General features: G+C 37.3%; 18 protein-coding genes and 2 tRNA genes. 7 read left to right on the top strand and 13 right to left on the bottom strand.

What is annotated here, in order from left to right; translation table 11 throughout:
- Window positions 1–96: 96 nt before the first annotated feature.
- The 5 genes from QMG11_RS12380 to QMG11_RS12360 form a co-directional block, all read right to left on the bottom strand.
- Window positions 97–172: transfer RNA gene (locus QMG11_RS12380), tRNA-Gly, on the bottom strand.
- An 18-nt stretch (window positions 173–190) separates the two neighbouring features.
- Window positions 191–267, bottom strand: a tRNA-Pro gene (locus tag QMG11_RS12375).
- A 1,103-nt stretch (window positions 268–1,370) separates the two neighbouring features.
- On the bottom strand, window positions 1,371–2,339 hold the full coding sequence (locus tag QMG11_RS12370; protein WP_281836348.1) for a BMP family lipoprotein: 969 nt from the start codon (window positions 2,337–2,339) through the stop codon (window positions 1,371–1,373).
- Between the two features lie 112 nt (window positions 2,340–2,451).
- Window positions 2,452–2,946, bottom strand: a complete 495-nt coding sequence (locus QMG11_RS12365; protein ID WP_281836346.1) for a toxin-antitoxin system YwqK family antitoxin — start codon at window positions 2,944–2,946, stop codon at window positions 2,452–2,454.
- A 1,534-nt stretch (window positions 2,947–4,480) separates the two neighbouring features.
- Window positions 4,481–5,692 (bottom strand): FprA family A-type flavoprotein, encoded by a 1,212-nt coding sequence (locus tag QMG11_RS12360; RefSeq protein ID WP_281836345.1) that lies wholly within the window; start codon window positions 5,690–5,692, stop codon window positions 4,481–4,483.
- 1,357 nt (window positions 5,693–7,049) lie between these two features.
- Between QMG11_RS12360 and lgt the strand changes: the two genes are divergently transcribed.
- The 7 genes from lgt (at window position 7,050) to QMG11_RS12325 (ending at window position 11,313) form a co-directional block, all read left to right on the top strand.
- The gene (gene lgt / locus QMG11_RS12355; protein ID WP_281836344.1) at window positions 7,050–7,928 is read left to right on the top strand and encodes a prolipoprotein diacylglyceryl transferase; all 879 of its coding nucleotides are present in this window, start codon (window positions 7,050–7,052) and stop codon (window positions 7,926–7,928) included.
- Between the two features lie 62 nt (window positions 7,929–7,990).
- Window positions 7,991–8,362: a GxxExxY protein gene (locus tag QMG11_RS12350; protein ID WP_281836342.1), complete on the top strand. Its 372-nt coding sequence runs from the start codon at window positions 7,991–7,993 to the stop codon at window positions 8,360–8,362.
- An 81-nt stretch (window positions 8,363–8,443) separates the two neighbouring features.
- On the top strand, window positions 8,444–9,016 hold the full coding sequence (locus QMG11_RS12345) for a nitroreductase family protein (protein ID WP_281836340.1): 573 nt from the start codon (window positions 8,444–8,446) through the stop codon (window positions 9,014–9,016).
- 1,012 nt (window positions 9,017–10,028) lie between these two features.
- Window positions 10,029–10,241: a helix-turn-helix domain-containing protein gene (locus QMG11_RS12340; RefSeq protein ID WP_281836338.1), complete on the top strand. Its 213-nt coding sequence runs from the start codon at window positions 10,029–10,031 to the stop codon at window positions 10,239–10,241.
- 33 nt (window positions 10,242–10,274) lie between these two features.
- Window positions 10,275–10,580 (top strand): hypothetical protein, encoded by a 306-nt coding sequence (locus QMG11_RS12335; protein ID WP_281836336.1) that lies wholly within the window; start codon window positions 10,275–10,277, stop codon window positions 10,578–10,580.
- Between the two features lies 1 nt (window position 10,581).
- Complete coding sequence (locus QMG11_RS12330; RefSeq protein WP_281836335.1) at window positions 10,582–10,998, top strand: hypothetical protein; 417 nt, start codon at window positions 10,582–10,584, stop codon at window positions 10,996–10,998.
- 36 nt (window positions 10,999–11,034) lie between these two features.
- The gene (locus QMG11_RS12325) at window positions 11,035–11,313 is read left to right on the top strand and encodes a helix-turn-helix domain-containing protein (protein WP_281836334.1); all 279 of its coding nucleotides are present in this window, start codon (window positions 11,035–11,037) and stop codon (window positions 11,311–11,313) included.
- Window positions 11,314–11,749: 436 nt separating this feature from the next.
- Here QMG11_RS12325 and QMG11_RS12320 read toward each other — a convergent pair whose 3' ends face one another.
- The 8 genes from QMG11_RS12320 to QMG11_RS12285 all read right to left on the bottom strand — a co-directional run bounded on the left by QMG11_RS12320 (window position 11,750) and on the right by QMG11_RS12285 (window position 19,636).
- Window positions 11,750–12,115: a four helix bundle protein gene (locus QMG11_RS12320; protein WP_281836332.1), complete on the bottom strand. Its 366-nt coding sequence runs from the start codon at window positions 12,113–12,115 to the stop codon at window positions 11,750–11,752.
- Window positions 12,116–12,293: 178 nt separating this feature from the next.
- On the bottom strand, window positions 12,294–13,301 hold the full coding sequence (gene galE / locus QMG11_RS12315) for a UDP-glucose 4-epimerase GalE (RefSeq protein WP_281836331.1): 1,008 nt from the start codon (window positions 13,299–13,301) through the stop codon (window positions 12,294–12,296).
- A gap of 29 nt (window positions 13,302–13,330) precedes the next feature.
- Window positions 13,331–13,789, bottom strand: a complete 459-nt coding sequence (locus tag QMG11_RS12310; RefSeq protein WP_281836330.1) for a VanZ family protein — start codon at window positions 13,787–13,789, stop codon at window positions 13,331–13,333.
- 327 nt (window positions 13,790–14,116) lie between these two features.
- Complete coding sequence (gene wecB, locus QMG11_RS12305; protein ID WP_281836329.1) at window positions 14,117–15,265, bottom strand: non-hydrolyzing UDP-N-acetylglucosamine 2-epimerase; 1,149 nt, start codon at window positions 15,263–15,265, stop codon at window positions 14,117–14,119.
- 48 nt (window positions 15,266–15,313) lie between these two features.
- Window positions 15,314–16,540, bottom strand: coding sequence for a nucleotide sugar dehydrogenase (locus QMG11_RS12300; protein ID WP_281836328.1), 1,227 nt, complete (start codon window positions 16,538–16,540; stop codon window positions 15,314–15,316).
- 13 nt (window positions 16,541–16,553) lie between these two features.
- Entirely contained in the window at window positions 16,554–17,993 is a 1,440-nt protein-coding gene (locus QMG11_RS12295; protein ID WP_281836326.1) for an O-antigen polysaccharide polymerase Wzy family protein, read from the bottom strand.
- A gap of 9 nt (window positions 17,994–18,002) precedes the next feature.
- Entirely contained in the window at window positions 18,003–19,190 is a 1,188-nt protein-coding gene (locus QMG11_RS12290) for a hypothetical protein (protein WP_281836324.1), read from the bottom strand.
- Complete coding sequence (locus tag QMG11_RS12285) at window positions 19,187–19,636, bottom strand: serine O-acetyltransferase (protein ID WP_281836323.1); 450 nt, start codon at window positions 19,634–19,636, stop codon at window positions 19,187–19,189. The genes QMG11_RS12290 and QMG11_RS12285 overlap by 4 nt, the downstream gene beginning before the upstream one ends.
- Window positions 19,637–19,672: the final 36 nt, after the last annotated feature.

The following is a 19,672-nucleotide window of genomic DNA, read 5'->3' as shown; positions in this document are numbered from 1 at the left end:
ATCATTCTTAAAAATTTCGTCAGTTGGAAGAGATTTTAATCTTTTCCAGTGGCAAATGCATAATGCACTTATTTCTTTCATAACTCATAGAGTTATTGGAGCGGGAAACGAGGGTCGAACTCGCGACATTCAGCTTGGAAGGCTGACGCTCTACCAACTGAGCTATTCCCGCATACATGTAAAATATTAATGGTCGGAACAGCAGGATTTGAACCTGCGACCCCCTGCTCCCAAGGCAGGTGCGCTACCGGGCTGCGCTATGCTCCGTTTCTCTTGAACAAATTAATAATATCACAGCTAAAAAACTTTTGCAATGATTTTTTTCAAAAAAACCATAAAAAAATTAATTTCGCATAAATATATAACAAAATCCCATCTATTTAATTATTCACTGCATAAAATTCAAAGATTACAATCCTTACCACGAATTGACACCAATAAAACCTAAACCCTTCACCCCAGATAAATGAAACTTAGAGTTAAGGATTAACTCTCTAGTTGAATTTATGCAGATGTTTTGATAGTGTTATGAAATTACAGTATCAACATCTGGACCGCTGAGTACCCTAAGATTCACAGAGAAAATCTAAAAAAAACAACGTTTAAAAATCAAAACGTTGCGGGAAATCATAGTCGTCAATATTTTGACTCCTTGATTTACAAGACTTTGTCACGAATTACACGAATTAGCACTAATAAAGATAAAAAAATCAAACAGTTGCCACGGATCGACACGGATTTTGATAGTAGAAATCTGTAGCAGTATTTAAACGAATTCAGGTTTAAATGGCTGTCTGCAGGCAGTGGTCCAACTTCACAATGATAGTCTACTTCATTGCGTCTGTACTTCTTCAGGCTCTGTAGAGAGTCTGGGAGAGCAATGAAAATCCTGGATTCCCTAAAGGAAACAATTGCCGGAAGACTTGATTTTTTAAGTACCTTTTGTGTCAAGACAAGAACGAACAAAAGCCCCTCAACACAGAGCCACAGAGCACACTAAGATTCACAGAGAAAATCTTTGAATCTAATTTTTGCCACGAATTGACACAGATTATGGGAGCAAGGATCTGGGGAATCATTTTCACGAATTGAGGTTAAGAAGATACTCTTCTAAGTTGATATAGCTTTGTACTTTAAAATTTAACTAGACCGTACAACAGAATAAGTTCCGCAGTTATGAGCTAATGAGTTGAGCCATTAAACGAGGACTGTAGCTTTCAAAGGTCGTAGAGTAACAATTAAACCTATGAAACATTTTAGAAGAGGTGTCCTTTCTTGGATACTTTCTTTGGACAAGCAAAGAAAGTACAAAATGAATTTGAAGTTAAAACTATTAGTAAAGAAAAAAAGAGGGCATCCCCTCTTTTTTTCTACTGACTCACAACTATCTTTCCAGCTACAATATCATCCTTGATCTGCTCCAGCTGAGCTAATCTCTTCTTACCTATAATATCCCTTGTGTAGTTAAAGTCTGTAAGAGATACAGCTCCTGTTGCCAGCCCCTCCATTCTGTAACCTGGATTAAATGTTCCCACCATAAGATCCTCTACCAGAGAGTATACAGCATTGTCTATTCTTACTCTTACAGAGGTAAGGATAGTTCCAGGAATCTCTCCATCCTCATCCACATCACAGCCTATAGCATAGGTTCCATTCTCCTTTGCTGCCTCAAAGAGGCCTCTTCCGCTTCCCTCAGCTACATGCATGATTACGTCTGCTCCCCTGTCCATCATCATCTGAGCAATATTTTTACCAGTTACAGGATCATTAAACGGGTTGCTGCTTGTAGTAGGCATGTATGTGTTTAATACCTTGATATCTCCCTCTACATACTGAGCTCCCTGTCTAAACCCGTTCTTGAATCTGTTAAAGGACTTTGTATCCATAGCAGGAATAGTTCCCACCGCCTTGTTTTCACTCATCATAGCAGCAAGAGCTCCCGCCATAAAGGACATCTCATGCTCTGCAAAATCAATTGTAATGGTGTTATCCAGATCCAGGCTGGCACCTATCAGAGCATACTTCTGATTTGGATAGTCCTTTACTACTTCCTTTAAAGATTCCGCCACTACACTTCCCATGGCAACTATAAGATCATACTCACCGCTGTTGGAAAAATCTCTCAGGTACTCCAGATCCTCACTTACATTCACAGGCTCCACATACTTAAACTCTATTCTTCCCTCTTCTTCCAGCTTCTCCAGTGCTGAGTAAGCCATCTGGTTGAATCCTGTTCCCAGTCCCCCACTGGACATTACAAGACCAACATTTAATTTTTCTGCAGCTGCTGCCATACTGCACATAAATACCACCAATAATACTGATAATAACTTCTTCACTTTTCTCCCCCTATTTTATTGTTTTCAATATTAATTTTTTATCACACCTTTCCCCAATCCTCCAAATAAAAAAAGCGTCAATTGTATGGGTACAATCAGCGCTTTTATTCCTTTATCTAGCTACTACTTCCTTCTCTGTAGCCTCTGCTGCCTCAGATTTTGCAGAAGCTACCTCCTTCTTACCATTCTTATAGACGGTTCTCGCCTTTACCTCTCCGTTTTTATGGTAGTGGACCTTCTCCCCATTCTTCTTACCGGCAACATAGGTTATCTTTGACATAAGCTGACCAGTTTCGTAGTAAAGGTATGTAACTCCGTCCTTATGCCCCTTTGCATAGCTCTCCCTTGATTTTATGATACCATTCTTATAGTAGAGGACTCTTTCCCCGTGGAGAAGACCGTCCTTATAGGTCATGGAACACTTCATTCCCTGATCCTTGTTAAAGTAACCTATAAGGATACCTGTATAGGCTTCCTCCTCACCAATAAGGTACACCACACCACTTCTAAGATCTCTTTTTTCAAAACTTTCCCTTCTCATCTCTGCCTGTAAACTTATTCCATAAACTAAAAATATCATCAATACTATTGGCAGCCACTTTTTCATTGGTTCCTCCTCCCTTCTCAATTTTTTCCCCTATTTAATTATATTAATTTATATTAGTAGTTCAATTACCCAGGTCCCCGGATATTCACTTATATCAATTGCCTGATCTACCTCCCCTTAAATAACTTCAAAGAAAGAGTGAATATCCCTGTCCTCATCTTCATTTTTTTATTTAAATTTCTCATAGTACCATACTCCAAATTAAGAGAGTTCCTTTAAGTGTACGGTTGTTGCTTTAAGATAACTTCAAATACTTGCCACGAATTGACACAGATTATAAAAGCAAAAGCTTAATGAAGAAAAACCCTTTAACACAGAGCCTCAGAGTTCGCAAAGGTTCACTGAGAAAAATGTTTCGCACCTTTCTCTTGAAATAAAGGTGCCCAAAGTTTACAAGCAAGGGGCATTCCCAGATTTCTAAAGTTTATTTCACAAACTAAGAACTCTGTAAAAGACTTACGATAATTGTCTTTGAAGGTTTAACATATATAGCGTTTCTTTTTACAGATCCTTGATAAACAAACTCCCATATCTCTAAAATTTATTTTATAAATTAAGAGCTAGTGGGATAGATAGAACCTAATAAGTTCGACGAAACGAAGCAGAGATAGTTAGTGAAATTAGACGACTATCTGCAGTCGGCCTATAAAAAACCTCAAACATTTGCCACGAATTGACACAGATTATAAAAGTAGGAATCTGTGGAAGCATATACACGAATTAAGATTTTAATTCAGATAGAGTAAGGAGTTAAGAAAGTTTAAAATATAATATTTTTGCCACTAATCTTCACCAATCAACACCAATTGCGGAGAATTAGCGAAGGAGCTTCTGAGCATAATTACCAGTACTCAGATTGCCATAGGCAATTCTGAGATTCCATCATCATTAGTTTACATTTTTAGAATGAATCCATAATGCATACTATAGAATTAGTGAAAATTCGTGTTAATTCGTGGCAAAAAAAAAGATTTTGAATTCAAAATTAAAAACTTAAATCTATAAATTTTCACCAATAACCTATTACTTTTATATCAGTGGCCATTAGCATAATTCGCAGTTACAAGGTCTTCTTCCTTATCTTCCCCCCTTAACAAGGGGGAAGCACATACCCCAGAAGTGATCGGTGACTACAGAGGCTCACAGAGAAAAGCTTTAAACCTTACCTCTGTCACGAATTACACGAATGGACACGAATTTTGACAGCAGAAGTCTATGGAAGTATCTACACGAATTAAGATTAGAGAAGTCCTCTTCTTAGTTGATATGGCTTTGTACTTTGAAATTTAACTAGACCGCACAACAGAATAAGTTCCGCAGCGAAGCGAGGACTGTAGCTACTAAAGGTCGTATAATAATAATTAAACTTATGAAACATTTAAGAAGAGGTGTCCTTTCTTGGGTACTTTCTTTGGACAAGCAAAGAAAGTACAAAATTATTTGTGTAATTATTAAAATAACTATATTTATAACAATTTTTAATAAAAAAAAGACCCGAGTTTCCTCAGGTCTTAAAATCAAATTATAGCTCTAACTATGCTCTGTCTTCCTTTAGCTTCTCTGCCATTCTCTGTGCGATAAGCTCAAGCTTTTCATAGTCTTCCTTTGTAGGGTTACCCTTAGCCTCTACAGGGTCAGCGATTACTTCCAGTCCGTTTAGTGCGTCGGAGAAAGCTTCGATTCCTCTTACTCCTCCACCACTCCACATCATGTTTCCGAAGATACCAAGGTATCTGTTCTTTAGAGTGTAGTTCTGCAGCTTGTGTAGAAGCGGCTGTACCTTAGGGTAAACTGCGTTGTTGTGTGAGCATGATCCGATGATTAACCCCTTGTACTTCCAGATATCACTGATGATGAATGAGTGATCTGTCTTAGAAGCGTCGTATACCTTAACCTCTTTGATCCCCTGCTTTCCAAGCTCTGTAGCTATTGCATTGGCCATCTTAGCAGTGTTTCCGTACATAGATCCGTATACGATTACTACTCCCTCTGCCTCTGGCTCAAGTCTTGACCAGTAGTCAAAGTGTCTGATTACCTTAGCTACATCTGATCTCCAAAGAATTCCGTGAGACGGACAGATATATTTGATCTCAAGTCCTCCCAGCTTCTTTATTGCGTTCTGTACCTGCATTCCGTACTTACCTACGATGTTAGAGTAGTATCTTCTCATCTCATCCTCGTAGTGGTCGAAGTTAACCTCGTCGTCGAAGATTCCTCCGTTTAGAGCACCGAAGCTTCCGAAAGCGTCGTTAGAGAAAAGTATCTTCTCTGTAGTATCGTAAGTTACCATAGACTCTGGCCAGTGTACCATTGGTACCATAGCGAAAGTCAGCTTGTGGTGTCCAAGATCTAGAATGTCTCCTTCCTTTATTACAAAGAACTTTGACTCATCTGCGTCGTGGAAGAATGCCTTGATCATTGGGAATGTCTTGTTGTTTCCTACGATCTGTGCGTTAGGGTACTTCTTCATTACATCTCTAAGGGCACCAGAGTGGTCTGGCTCCATGTGGTTTACTATAATGTAGTCAAGATCTCTTCCGTCAAGTGCTTCCTCAAGCTTCTCCATGAAAAGTCCCTCTACTCCAAACTCTACAGTATCTATAAGACAAGTCTTCTCATCCACAAGAACATATGAGTTATAAGCTACTCCCATTGGTAGGGGCATGTAGTTTTCAAATCTCTCAGTTTTTCTGTCATTGGCTCCAATCCAATAAACTTTATCAGTGACATTCACTATATTGTGCATCACAATACCTCCTTAAGCTATTTTAAAATTTTAATTGTTTTTTCAAGTATTTTGAAACAAATATTTATTTAAAATAATAACAAAAAAACCACTTTAAAACAAGGAATTTTTGTTAAAATCGGCCTAAAATGTTAAATTTCAACAAACTTTAGTATTTTTATAAGGTTTTTTTGTAAATTATAACTTTACACACCCACATTTTTCAGAAAAATACCAATACATAGTTAATATATTCCCTACGTAAAGTTTTTTCCTTTCTTAATTTTAGTTTTTTTTTGTGTTATAATCTCAAAAAGAATACAGCGCTCAGATCTCTTAAAGAAATTCTGAGACCCTGTTCATTGAGGGTTCAGATTTTAACAGTTTCACAGACTATATCATAAATTTGTGTTCTTTGTTAGTGTTAATCCTATATTTACTCTTAGTAAGGGGAAATTATATACTTAGGAATAAGTCTTTTACGGGGGTTAGTAATTAAAAATGTTTCGTACCTTTTGTCTCGTGGAAAGTAAGCAATTTTAATTGCTATACTTTCCCGCAACGTTAAAGTAATTAACGTTGTTTCATTAACGTATCAACGCAAAGAAACATTGCGTTGCGGCAAATCATAGTCGTCATCTTATGACTCTTTGATTTCCACGAAGTTCAAGACTTCCGATAATAGTCTTTTGAGGTATAACAAGGCTTCCGTTTCTTTTATAGGCTCTAGATAAACAAACTCCCATATCTCTAAAATTTATTTCATAAATTAAGAGCTAGTGGGATAGATAGTACCTATTCTGTTTGACGAAACGAAGCAAGGATGAAAGTGAAGCTGGACGACTATCTGCAGTCGGCCTATAAAAAGCTTTAAACCCTCGCCACGAATTACACTAATGTATGAATGTAAAAGTATTATAGTAATATTTACACGAATTAAGAATTTTAAATTTAAATGCTGTCTGCAGGTAGTCGTCGGACTTCACTTCAAAAGCATACTCCATTGCGTTTTGCTTCTTTAGGCTCTGTAGAGAGTCTAGAAAAGCAATGAAGACTCTGAATTACTCAGAAAGACATTTACCGAAAGACTTGATTTTTTGAATACTTTTGTATCAAGACAAAAGTATCGAATTTTCTTTGGTTCGTTTTGCCTTTATTCTTAGTTTACTTTAGTAAACTTTAGAAGAATGGTATGTCATAACAAGAAATGAACTCGCTCCCTTTAGGGAGTGATATAAAAATTTTATAACTATTAATTTAACTTAAATATATTCATACAGCTTCACGCTGATTATCTAAAAGAATATAAGAAACGCACACAAATTTCAGTATTTTATAATTTTAAAATAAATAAGTTTTACTTTAAGGAGGAATATTTATGGATCCAGTATTATTTTCCATAGGAGGCTTTGAGGTGAGGTACTATGGCCTCATGTACGCCCTGGCCCTTCTGGTGGGAATAGAGCTCGGAAAGATTCACGGCAAGAAGAAGGGATTGGATCCCGCATTTATTGAGAACTATGCCATGGTGGCTATGGTATCGGGACTTATTGGGGGAAGGCTCTACTATGTCCTCTTCAACCTATCCTACTATCTCTCCAATCCCCTGGAGATCCCTGCAGTATGGCATGGAGGAATGGCTATCCACGGAGGAATCCTAGGAGGAATAGTGGGTACCTACCTCTTCTCCAAGCGTCACAAGGTAAGTATGTGGAAGCTTGGTGACATCGCAGCTGCTCCATTCATCTTAGGACAGGCCCTGGGAAGGATAGGTAACTTTGCCAACGGTGAGGTCCACGGAGTTCCCACCTATACACCATGGCGTGTTATCTTTACCCTAAAGCCACAGTTCTACTCGTGGTACAGTGAATACCTGGCTATGGGGACTGAGGCTAAGATGAAGTTTCAGGAGCTTGTACCCTGGGGGATCGTCTTCCCAAACTCCTCTCCGGCAGGATCGGAGTTTCCAAACCAGCCCCTGCATCCTGCTATGCTCTATGAGCTTGGGCTAAACTTCATGGCATTTCTATTCCTATGGTTCTACATGAGAAGGAAGAACTACGCCGAGGGAGTTACCTGGTGGATCTATGTTATCCTCTATAGCCTGATAAGAACCTTTGTGAGCTTCTTCAGATCGGAGGACCTTATGTTCTTCGGCTTCAGAGCTCCCCACGTGATAAGCCTGATTCTAATAGGGGTATCCCTTGCAATGATAGGAATACTAACTAAAAGAGAGAAGCTAAAGGAAATAAGATAAGGATAAAACTAAACTGGTCACGAATTTCACTAATTGACGCGAATTTTTTAAAGGAGCTAGTCATGGATAATATAATCTATAGGGACCTTTCCTATAAAATAATCGGTCTGGCTATGACTGTACATAAGGAATTGGGATATGGTTTTTTAGAAAAGGTCTACGAAAATGCTTTAATGGTTTTATTTGAAGAGAGTGGTATTAGTGCCAATCAGCAGGAGCCTATTAACATACATTTCAGAGATAAAATAATTGGAAGTTATATTGCTGATATAGTAGTTGATAATTTAATAATTCTTGAATTAAAGTGTGTTTCAGAGATATCTTCTAAACATAAGGCTCAAACTGCAAACTACTTAAAGGCTACTGGTATAAAGTTAGGTATAATTTTAAACTTTGGCAAAGATAGCCTTGAGTTTCAAAGAGTGGTTCTATAAATTTGTGAAAATTCGTGTAATTCGTGACAAAAAGATTTTTTAAACTAAGAGCATTTAATTTGTTAATTAAGGAGAGTGCCAATGATTAAAGACCTAATAGTTAAAAACAGATCCTACAGAAGCTTTACTTCTAAGGAGATCTCCCAGGAGGAACTGACCGAGATGATGGAGTGCGGAAGGCTGGGAGCAGCTGCCAGAAACCTCCAGGGGATAAAGTACGCTCTGGTTACAGATAGGGCTACCTGCAGTGAGATCTTCCCGCACACTGCATGGGCTGGAGCCATCGAGTGGAATCCCACTGCTGAGGAATCTCCGAGAGCCTACATCGTTATGTGCGGAGATTCAGAGCTCTTTCTCAATCAACCCCTCCTCTACTTCGATATGGGAGTGGCAGCGCAGAATATCCTCTTGAGAGCCTCTGAGATGGGGTATGGAGGATGTCTCCTGGGAGCCTTCAACAAGGCTAAGGTGAAGGAGATCCTGGATATAGAGGACAGATACAGTGTGGAGATCCTCATTGCCCTGGGAGAACCCAATGAGGAGGTAAGGCTTGTAGAGGCTATAGAGGGTGACACTACCTACTACAGGGACGAGGAAAATATCCACTATGTTCCCAAGAGGTCTGTAGAGGAACTGATAATTAAAAGAAAATAAGAGGAGGCGGCTCTCATCGAGAGCTTCCTCCTTTTTTCATTTATATAATTTAAACTATAAAGCCCTTCAACACAGAGGCTCAGAGCTCACAGAGTTTCTCAGAGAAATCCTTTAAAATCTTAATAACTACAACGAATTATCACGAATTTCCTTCTAAGTTCAAAAGTGTCCGAAGTAGTCGATATAACCTTGTACTTTAAACTCCCACTAGACCGTTAAACAAATTAAGTTTATCATAACGTTTTACATTATTATTCTCTTACAGAGTTATGATTGTAGCTATCAAAGGTCAGATATTAATAACTTACCCAGAAGACATTACGTAGGGCTAGACCTTCTTTGGTTCGTTTCTTGTGTCATGACAAGAAATGAACACTCTTCTTGCTAAGGGGGAAGTACATACACGAGAAGGGGGTTATTCATGACCTTCTAGAGAGGTTTTGTCCTTATAATACTTCCACAGAATATGCCATACACATTTGATAGGTATTGGTGGCTAAAGGTAGACCTTAATCTTTGCCACCAACCAACACTAATTTTCACCAATAAACCTGTTACTTTTATATTCGTGACTATTCGCGTAATTCGTGGTTCCCATTTTTAAGCATTATCCCCTCGACGCAGAGACAATTTAACATCAGTCACGAATTCCACTAATTTACACGAATTAATTTTTTGAGTTGAAATGGCTGTCTGCAGGTAGTCGTCTGGCGACACATTAAGAAACTACGTCATTGCGTTTAACTTCTTCAGGCTCTGTAGAGAGCCCAGGAGAGCAATGGAAACTATGTTCCTACTTATAAAGACATTTCCCGGAAGACTTGATTTTTTGGATACTTTTGTATCAAGACAAAAGTATCTAACTAATTTTAAGGATCTTTAAGTTTGACCAAATCATTGTTCATTATATAATCTTGCCTGTATGGGTGCAAATAGTTCTGAAGTGTTGCAATGGTGATTTTTATAGGGAATAATCTAATACATCAGCTGATGAATCATTTTTAACCGGGAGGTGCTTAGAATCGGTTATGTTCAGAGAAAACTGGCGGGACTGGGAGCAGAGGTAGTTTCAACTGTGGAGATGGCTGAGGCTCTGGGTGTGGACCCCGCCACAATCAGAAGACACATCAGAAGAAATAAACTCAAGGCACACAAGGTGGGAGGTGTATACCATATCAGGCTCTCAGAAGCAGCAGACTACCTGAGGAGATACTGGCTGTGTTAACCTATCGTTTTTTACAAAAATGGAGGTGTTAATATGACACTTGAGGAAAAGAAGGTTCTTTTAAGCGAGGCCATAGGAAGGATATCAAGGACCAATGAAAAGAGGGATTCCTACCTCAGGGAGATTGCAGATGACAAGGCCACTCTGGAACTGATAAACGGTAAGGAGGTGGCAGGGGACCCCATGCCATCCTACTCCCCCTACCCCGACTATCCCACCTGGAGGAATATCATCCAGAAGGAGATAGACCGGGCAGAGACCACCCTGGCCAACCTGGATATCCGTCTCATAGAGGCAGAGGCCTTCCAGTACTATATCGACAACTATACAGAGGTGTAGCGTGGGAGTAACAGAGGTAGTGAGGGCAGCTGAGTTTGCCCTCCCCCTCCTAACAGGTATCCGGAGAAGAAGGTACAGGAGGGAGGTGGTGGAGAACCACGAGCTCTTTCACTACCTTAGACTCATAGAGGTACAGAAGATCCCTGCTATGACATATCCCGCAGGGGAGGTCTGCAGGAGGATCGTGGAGGACTGGCTGCCTGCCTTTGAAATCGTCCTGGAGGAGCCCGAAAACATCCTCACAGAGAGTCCCTACTGGGAGAGGTTCATGAGGGCCAGGCAGAGGGTGGTCCCCACCCACACATCCAGGGTGGGCGGGGAGTTCTTCCACCTGGAAAAGCTCACCTTTCAGAGCATCAGAGACGGTATCTACGGGGATAAGTATGAGCTCCTCTACCACATTGCCTACTCTTCCTGAAAACACTCATCGACAACTGCGAGGAGGTGGAAAAAGATGATCATAGTGGAGAATAGCTCGAAGGATGTCTACAGTGATGTCTTCAGCAGGACCGACCTCACTGCCAAATCAAAGCTCCTCCTTCTCTACCTTCTTCTGAGAGGAGAGGGAGAGTTTCACTTCTCCCCCACAAGGGTGGCCGTGAGGATGGGTGGATCCCGGCAGATGGTGAAATCCGCCCTGAGGGAGCTGGAGAGGAAGGGCTTCCTCACAAGGGAACGTATAAACCCTATGAGCAGGCGGTATCTCTACCGGGTAAGGTTCCCTGTTAGTTAGGGCAGAAAATACCTAAAAAAGGACTGTATTATGCCTTTAGAGGCATAATACAGTCCTTTCATTAAAATGTTCATTAGTTCGGTTTTAATGTTATTATTTCAAAGGCGCAGAACAAGCCTCTCAGAGGAACTCTTAGAAATCAGAGGTGCAATCACAAGGGCAGCCTCTCTCCTAGGCCTCAGGATGGAAATGGGGAGGCATAATACGTTCCTACTCAAAATGTTGAGAGTTAACAAAGACGCTTCAAAACTCAATTTATAATTGACAATGTAGAATGTATAATTTAATAAAAATCAAGATCTTTACCTTCTTTAATCTCTATACATTTTCTCTTCAACAAAAAAAAGAGGCTGAGCCTCTTTTTAATTGAGAATTTAAAATTCATAATGTACAGTTAAGTTCCTATCTTTTCTAATTTTACATTGTAAATTATCCACTATACATTAATTTCATGTTTTCTGCTGCTTTTTAATATTGCTGTAAGTATTTTGATGACTTCAATAGTTTCATCCTTCAAACTTTTCCCCGATCTGTCTTCTATATATTCTGAGGCAATCAAAAGTCTTAACCAATACTTCGTTTCATTAGCTTCCTTTAATGCTATACTCATCTTAGCAATAAAATCTTTTTTACTTTGGGCTTCTAAAGCCTCAGCAACATTTGCCCCAATACTTGTTCCGCTCCTCATTATCTGCTTGGAGATTATATACTCCTTTTTCTCCTGAACAAGATACTTATATAGCTTTATAATTCTTAAAGCTAAATTGAAAGTTTTCTCTTCGATTATATTGTCAGATTTCATAAAACCACCCCAGATAAAAGATAATGTACAATTTACTATTGACAATTAACAATGAAAACCTTTTAGATGCTTTTTACTATTTTTTAATTGTACATTGAACATTATAAATTATCCATTACTTTTCTCATTGTCCTTTGTACATTGTCAATTATCAATTAATCCGCTCTCTCAACTCTGGTTAGTACCCCTCTGGGTTTTTTCTCTGCCAGTTCCACGAGTCCCTGCACATCTCTGCTATCCCTCTCTCAGCTATCCATCCGAGCTCCTTCTTGGCTCTTCCTGCATCGGCAAAGCAGGTAGCCACATCTCCGGCTCTTCTCTCTGTGAGCTCATATCTGATCTCCACACTGCTGGCTTCTTCAAAAGCCTTCACTAGGTCCAGCACCGAGTAACCATTTCCCGTTCCCAGGTTGTAGGCCTCGCAGCCTATCCCTTCCTTCAGCTTATTGAGAGCTTTAATATGCCCCACAGCCAGGTCCACCACGTGGATATAGTCCCTTACTCCCGTACCGTCGTGGGTGTCGTAGTTGCTTCCAAATACGCTTAACTTCTCCCTCTTACCTACAGCTACCTGGGTGATATACGGCATGAGGTTATTAGGGATACCATTGGGATTTTCCCCTATCCTACCGCTCTCATGGGCACCGATGGGGTTGAAGTACCTCAGGAGGGCAACATTCCATGCATTGTCGGAGGTATGGATATCCCTCAGGATCTCCTCGGCCATGAGCTTAGTTCTTCCGTAGGGGTTGGTTGCACTTGTGGGCATATCCTCTCTTAATGGCGAGATATTGTTCAGTCCGTACACCGTCGCCGATGAGCTGAAGACTATATTCTTTACACGATGCTTCTTCATTACCTCGGTCAAAGTAAGAAGCCCCGTAATATTGTTGTAGTAGTAGTCTATGGGCTTCTCCACGGACTCCCCCACAGCCTTGTAGGCAGCAAAGTGGATAACAGACTCTATCTCCTCCTGAGCAAAGATCCCATCCAGAGCCTCCCTGTCCAGGATATCCACCTCGTAGAACTTTACCTCTCTTCCCGTTATCTCTCTAATTCTGTTTAATACCTCTGGTTTGCTGTTGTAGTAGTTGTCCACAACAACAACATCCTCACCGCAGTTAAGCAGTTCCACCACTGTGTGGGAACCGATATATCCCGCTCCCCCTGTTACAAGTATCGACATAGTATGCTCCTTTTGAATTGTTTTTTATATTATCTACTGGCATTATAATTTTCTAAGCTTCCATCTTTTTTACTCTTAGCTGTTAAAACTTTATAATTACTGATTGTTAACTTTGTTACTACTGCTCCAGTAGTTCCACCCAGAGTATCTATGAGTACATCTGTAAACTGAGCTCCCCTGCCGGGAACAAAATACTGGTGGAATTCGTCTATTCCTCCCATGAGAAATACTATAAGAACACTTTTTCCAACACTTCCTGTCAGAATAAAAGCTCCCATACCTGCCATAAAGTAGAGGCTGAAGTGGGCCGCTTTTCTTATTATTTTGTCACATACTCTATATTTTGTTGTCCTCATAGCCAGATCTTCCACAGTCAATATTTTTGCTGCAACTAATATCTTATCCGACTGACTGATAGATTCGTTCCCCGGCTTGGATGAAAACCAAAATGTAATAATAAATATAATAACTAGGACTAGTTTATTCAATCATTTTCTCCTTATAATCTCTCCAATAAATTTGTTATTTAGTTGTAGATTCCAAAACCACTAGAAAGAAGACCTTACCCACATCTGATAAGCAGCATCTCTTATGAAAACACTTATTTTCTTAAGCTTTCTAGGGGTTCCTTTAACTTAAAGAAAAAATTCAAAACACCTCTATAAAATTTTTATATCTTTCCTTAGTTATAGCTATAATACTTTTTCTACAATAGTACCCTTTTATTAGAAGACACTTAGATGCTTCTCTCTTGACTGATGGTTACTAATTTAGAGCTATATATTTTAGAAGTTAACTGAAAATAGAGAACATTATTAAGCTCTTTTAACCCCTATGCTTTCACTAGACTTAAACTTTATTCCCACTAGCTTTTCACTAAGAACATCAGCTATCTGCTTACAAGCAGTACCATCTCCATATGGGTTACTTGCCCTACTCATCTTTTCATATTCTTCTGAATCATTCAATAATTCCTTGAAAGTCCCATATATTCTTTCCTCTTCTGTTCCTACTAGCTTAAGAGTTCCAGCTGCAACTCCCTCAGGTCTTTCAGTTGTATCTCTCATTACAAGAACCGGCTTCCCTAGTGATGGTGCTTCCTCCTGGATTCCCCCGCTATCCGTTAAAATCATATATGATTTATTTAAGAAGTTATGAAAATCTACAACTTCCAATGGCTCAATTATTTTTATCCTATCGTGCTCTCCAAATACTTCATTTGCAGCGCCTCTTACCAGTGGATTCATGTGAATTGGGTATACTACCTTTATATCGTCATGTTCATCCACTATACGTTTAATCGCTCTGAACATATTGTGAAGAGGCTCTCCTAAATTTTCCCTTCTGTGGGCAGTCAGCATTATTAATCTGTCATCACCTATCCAGTTAAACAGTTCATGATTATACTTTCTATCTACCGTTGTATTCAGCGCATCAATTGCAGTATTTCCCGTAACAAATATGCTTTCATTAGCTTTCCCTTCCTTTAGAAGGTTATCTCTTGAGATTTCTGTAGGAGCAAAATTATATGAAGATATTATCCCCGTTGCCTGTCTGTTAAATTCCTCTGGAAATGGAGAGTAGATATCGTATGTTCTTAGTCCCGCTTCAACATGCCCTACTGGTATCTGAAGGTAGAAACAGGCTAGTGCTGTAACAAATGTTGTAGATGTATCTCCATGCACCAAAACTACATCTGGTTTTACTTCTTCAAGCACTTCCTTTATTTTATTCAGTATATTTGTTGTCACATCAAATAGTGTCTGCTTTTTCTTCATTATTGAAAGATCATATTCTGGTACAATATCAAATACGTTCAATACCTGATCAAGCATCTCTCTATGCTGCCCCGTTACACAAACTACCGTTTCCAGCTCTTCTCTTGTCTTTAATTCCTTTACCAGAGGACACATCTTAATTGCTTCTGGTCTTGTCCCAAATACTACCATTACCTTTTTCTTCATTCTTCCCCCTAAAAACAGGGCAGATATAATATCTGCCCTGATAAAATATTATAATTTATAAGCTGAATCAAATGTACAGATATTTTTCGTATCAAGTACTAATTTATCTTTGATTCTCTCTATATTTTCTTTGATATGATCGTGGGCTACCATTACAACCACTATCTTTACTTGATCTACAAAGTCCTCAAAACTAACAAATTGATTGTCTACCTGCTTGGTTTTTATAAATGGATCGAATACCTTCACTCCAAAAGCTAAGTGCTCATCCATTTTCTCAAGAAGCTGTAATGTTGGACTTTCTCTCATATCATCTACATTTTCCTTATATGTAAGCCCATATAATCCAATCTCAGAGATATCCTTTACTTTATGCTCTCTCATTATGTCTCTGATCCTCTTTAATACATGTCCTGGCATAGAGTCATTTATCTTTCTGGCATTTAGTATAAGGTTTGTTAAATCTGGATAATCCCCTACAAGGAACCAAGGGTCCACTGAGATACAGTGTCCTCCTACCCCTGGTCCTGGCTGAAGGATATTCACTCTTGGGTGCATATTTGCTATCTTAATTATCTCATATACATCCATATCGTCTTCTCTACATATTTTAGCTAATTCATTGGCAAATGCTATATTAATATCTCTAAATGTATTTTCAACTACTTTTGACATTTCAGCACTTCTCATGTCTGTTACAACTATATCTGCTTTACAGAAGCTTGAATAAAGCTTTTTAACTTCCTCACCAATCTCCTTATTATCTGCTCCTATAGTTCTGGAGTTATATTCAAGTTCATATATCATATTTCCTGGAATAATTCTTTCTGGTGCATGAACTAAATGAATGTCTTTCCCTATTACAAATCCTCTTTTTACAATTTCAGGACGAACAACTTTATCAATAGATCCCGGTGAAATTGTTGATTCTATTATAAGCTTAGTTCCCTTTTCACAGACATCTAATACAGAATTTACAGCTGATATAACATACTTGGGATCTAACTTCTTAGAATCTTTCATATATGGTGTAGGCACTGTAACTATATATGTATCTGTTTTATGATACTCTGTGGAAAACTCTATTCCATTGCTTAGTGCTGATTCAAAAAGTTCTTCCAACCCTTCCTCTTCAAAGGTAAGCTCCTTTCTATTAAGTGAAGCTACTAATTCCTTATTATAATCTGTTCCTACTATCTTTACTCCACTCTTAGCGAACATAAGAGCTGTAGGAAGCCCTATATAGCCTAATCCTATAATATTAACTTTTTTCATAAAAATCTCCTTATTATATATTTTTTTTAAATTTACTAATAAACTTGCTTAATAATATTATTGACAATAAACCTAATATATTAGGTATACTAAAAACAATACTAATCCAGCCTAGAGCACTATCCCTTGGCAAGTAAATTACTCTTCTTATTATTAGCATTAAAAAGACAAACTTAAACCAGCTGTTTACACTATAATTATCAAACTTTTTTAAGGACATTCCTATTAAAAGACTTCCAAAAATTATCCCTAAATATCCAAAATCATGATATATTTCAGCGATATAAGAAGAACCCATTCCCTTTCCTGCAAGGTATCCTTCTGGAAATAACATGTAAGCCAAAGTTGAACCATAAAGAGCTGCTTTTGTAGCTTTTTTTATTGGGTCATGCTGCCAATTCTCAAATCCAAACAACTTTTGACTTATTATATTTTGTGTCAAATAATCTCTTAAAGGACCTAAAATATATTTTATATCTTGTTTAGGAATATAATCTTTTAACTGATACCCATAAGTTATTGTATGAATGGAACCACCTTGAGATATAAAAAAACTCTCTACCTTTTTAAAGGTTGCTTCCTTCGACGAAATATTTTTTTCAAACCTTTTGTTACTTAAATCTTGCATTCCTCCAATTACTAAAGGGATCAAAATCAGTCCTATGGCTATCTTTTTTCTGTCAATCCATTTTTGACCAGTTTGTTCTCTAAAAGCTAAATATATAAACATTAAAATGATATCTAAAACGAATCCATTTCTTTGTCCAAACCCTAGTGAAACCACTGCAACAATACTCCCCATCAGAAATAAAACCCTTGTTTTTCTCTTGTTTGGAAACGTGGAAAGAATCGTATAAAAGCTTATATAATAAAAGGATGAAAAAAAACTTATTATGAATGGTAAGTTAGAAGAATAACTTAAGTAATATTCTGAATATCCTAACTCACTTACAAACCTGCCCTTTTCAATTAAAATAGCCATTCTTGATAAAAATGAGATTACATACATTATCAAGCTGGCTAAATAAATATCACTTAACTTTTTTTTGTCACCTATTTTTAATATATAATTTTCATTTTTTTTGACTTTGATTAAAGTATAACCTAAAAATGTCATTCCCAAGCTTAATAACAAAGCTATCAAAGTATGGGCATAACTTTCAATAGTTAAATTATGTAAAACAATTTCTTCATTGTTTATTAATGAAAAAAAGAATTCTCCCATCAAAAAATTGAAAAATGTTACTTGATAAATCATAAATATCAATCGTGATTTCAACTTGTTGAAGGAAAAATACATATTAAAAACCCATACACTTATAACTAAGGAGGCTAATAAGCTTAAATACCCATTTTTTAGCTTTAGCATAATTAATATTATTAAAATAAAAACTGCCATAAAACCAAATAGATCCAATAAAAATTTACTCTGTTTTTTTTCTATTTTCCTCACCTACTTTAATTAATCACCTAATATTTTATAGTTCCCTTCCATAATTTCTAAATTAAAAATATTATTTACTGAAGAAACTATCACTTTATTTGGCTGCATAATTTTATCGCACTTCAAATCTATTTTCACGCTTATTTCATGATTTTTTCTGTCATTAAAATCTATTTCGCTAAAAGCAAAACTGTTATTATTCTTCTTTACTATCTTTATCTTATCTCTTACCGAGACATATTTTGCCAATTCAGTTCCAGTACAATACCAAACATTTTTATCTTTTAAATACTTAAATATCTTTATTAGGCTTTCCTTGTCATCAAAAATATTTGGCGTTTGGACTTTCCCATCATCTCTTGCAGGTGATATATGCTCTTGAATAGATATCACTAAGTTATTTTTTAATAAGAAGTCTATTTCTTTTTTTCCTTTTATCTCCATATAAAATTTTAGGATTCTTTTTACCACTGTCTTTATACGTGAACTCGATTTAGTGTTGAAAATATCCCCCCCCAATGTCGAAGGAATATCAATAACATTGTTTTCTCCAAATATTTTTATATCAAAATTTGTAATTTTATTATCATCGTCTCCACAATACTTTTTGACATTTATATAATTTAAATTCCTATTCCACCATAAAAAGTTTGATTTATCTATACTTTCATCTCCATATTTACCTTTAGTGTACCCACAGTATTTTCCACCTTTAGGGTATTCTCCTGTAACTTCTCTGAATATCGCCTTTCCAGCATCAATTGTCTCTAAGGCTTCATTCAAGCTAGAATAACATTCCCACTCTTGTTTCTGATCCTCTGGTTTATTATAAACTTCTCCATGAGTTAATCCATGATAAGATAATTCATACCTCGAATCATTATTTAGACTTCTAAAAAATTCAATTGTAGACTTGTTTTCATTAATTGGATTAGAATACATGTATATATCAGAATCCCTTACCATTCCTATTCTTTTTCCAACAGGGACATAGAAATTAACTTTAACATCTGGGAATTGATTTAAAATTTCCTCTTCTAAAAAAGTGATCGATGAATTCTCTTCATATTTTGCGTATCCCCAATCTTCACCTCTATCAATTTTCCCGTTTCCGCTAAGATCAACCCAAACATTAGCTAAATCATCTACCATAAACATTACTGGAGATTTTGCATTGTTTTTCCATTTACAAACTTTTATCTTCATATAATTCCTGCCTTTTTGAATTTCTCTACATCTCTAGAAATTATTGTTGCAGGAATTCCTACAACTACTGAGTTGCTAGGAACATCTTTTACTACAACTGCATTGGCACCAATAACTACATTACTCCCAATATTTATTCCTCCCAAAACTCTACTTCCTGCAGCTATATAAACATTATCTCCTATTATAGGAGCTACTCCATGTCCTGTTCTTCCTCCTATTGTTGTGTTTTGACCTATCATACAATTATTTCCAATTATAGCTTTACTATGTATAACTACACCTATGCCACCATAGGCAAACTTACTGTTTTCACCAATTTTAACACTATACGGTATATGTGAGTTATTCAAAATTCTATTCACACTTTGAATAACTAAAGCTGCTTTAAATAATTTCTTTTTGAATAGATAATTAGAAAATTTATACAGTCTAATTGCATTCATAAGCTCTCTCCTAAATCTTTTATTTATTAAATAAAC

Source organism: Propionigenium maris DSM 9537 (assembly GCF_027925155.1).
GTDB lineage: Bacteria > Fusobacteriota > Fusobacteriia > Fusobacteriales > Fusobacteriaceae > Propionigenium > Propionigenium maris.
The sequence above is the reverse complement of the archived record's forward strand: the minus strand, read 5'-3'. Positions and strand labels throughout refer to the sequence as shown.

Bases quoted from the DNA above. Each gene is read 5' to 3' on its own strand.
- lgt (WP_281836344.1), top strand. From the start codon at position 7,050: ATGGATCCAGTATTATTTTCCATAGGAGGCTTTGAGGTGAGGTACTAT.
- QMG11_RS12290 (WP_281836324.1), bottom strand. From the start codon at position 19,190: ATGAAGATAAAAGTTTGTAAATGGAAAAACAATGCAAAATCTCCAGTA.
- galE (WP_281836331.1), bottom strand. From the start codon at position 13,301: ATGTCGATACTTGTAACAGGGGGAGCGGGATATATCGGTTCCCACACA.
- QMG11_RS12360 (WP_281836345.1), bottom strand. From the start codon at position 5,692: ATGCACAATATAGTGAATGTCACTGATAAAGTTTATTGGATTGGAGCC.
- QMG11_RS12325 (WP_281836334.1), top strand. From the start codon at position 11,035: ATGATCATAGTGGAGAATAGCTCGAAGGATGTCTACAGTGATGTCTTC.
- QMG11_RS12335 (WP_281836336.1), top strand. From the start codon at position 10,275: ATGACACTTGAGGAAAAGAAGGTTCTTTTAAGCGAGGCCATAGGAAGG.
- QMG11_RS12350 (WP_281836342.1), top strand. From the start codon at position 7,991: ATGGATAATATAATCTATAGGGACCTTTCCTATAAAATAATCGGTCTG.
- QMG11_RS12300 (WP_281836328.1), bottom strand. From the start codon at position 16,540: ATGAAAAAAGTTAATATTATAGGATTAGGCTATATAGGGCTTCCTACA.
- QMG11_RS12365 (WP_281836346.1), bottom strand. From the start codon at position 2,946: ATGAAAAAGTGGCTGCCAATAGTATTGATGATATTTTTAGTTTATGGA.
- QMG11_RS12345 (WP_281836340.1), top strand. From the start codon at position 8,444: ATGATTAAAGACCTAATAGTTAAAAACAGATCCTACAGAAGCTTTACT.
- QMG11_RS12320 (WP_281836332.1), bottom strand. From the start codon at position 12,115: ATGAAATCTGACAATATAATCGAAGAGAAAACTTTCAATTTAGCTTTA.
- wecB (WP_281836329.1), bottom strand. From the start codon at position 15,265: ATGAAGAAAAAGGTAATGGTAGTATTTGGGACAAGACCAGAAGCAATT.
- QMG11_RS12285 (WP_281836323.1), bottom strand. From the start codon at position 19,636: ATGAATGCAATTAGACTGTATAAATTTTCTAATTATCTATTCAAAAAG.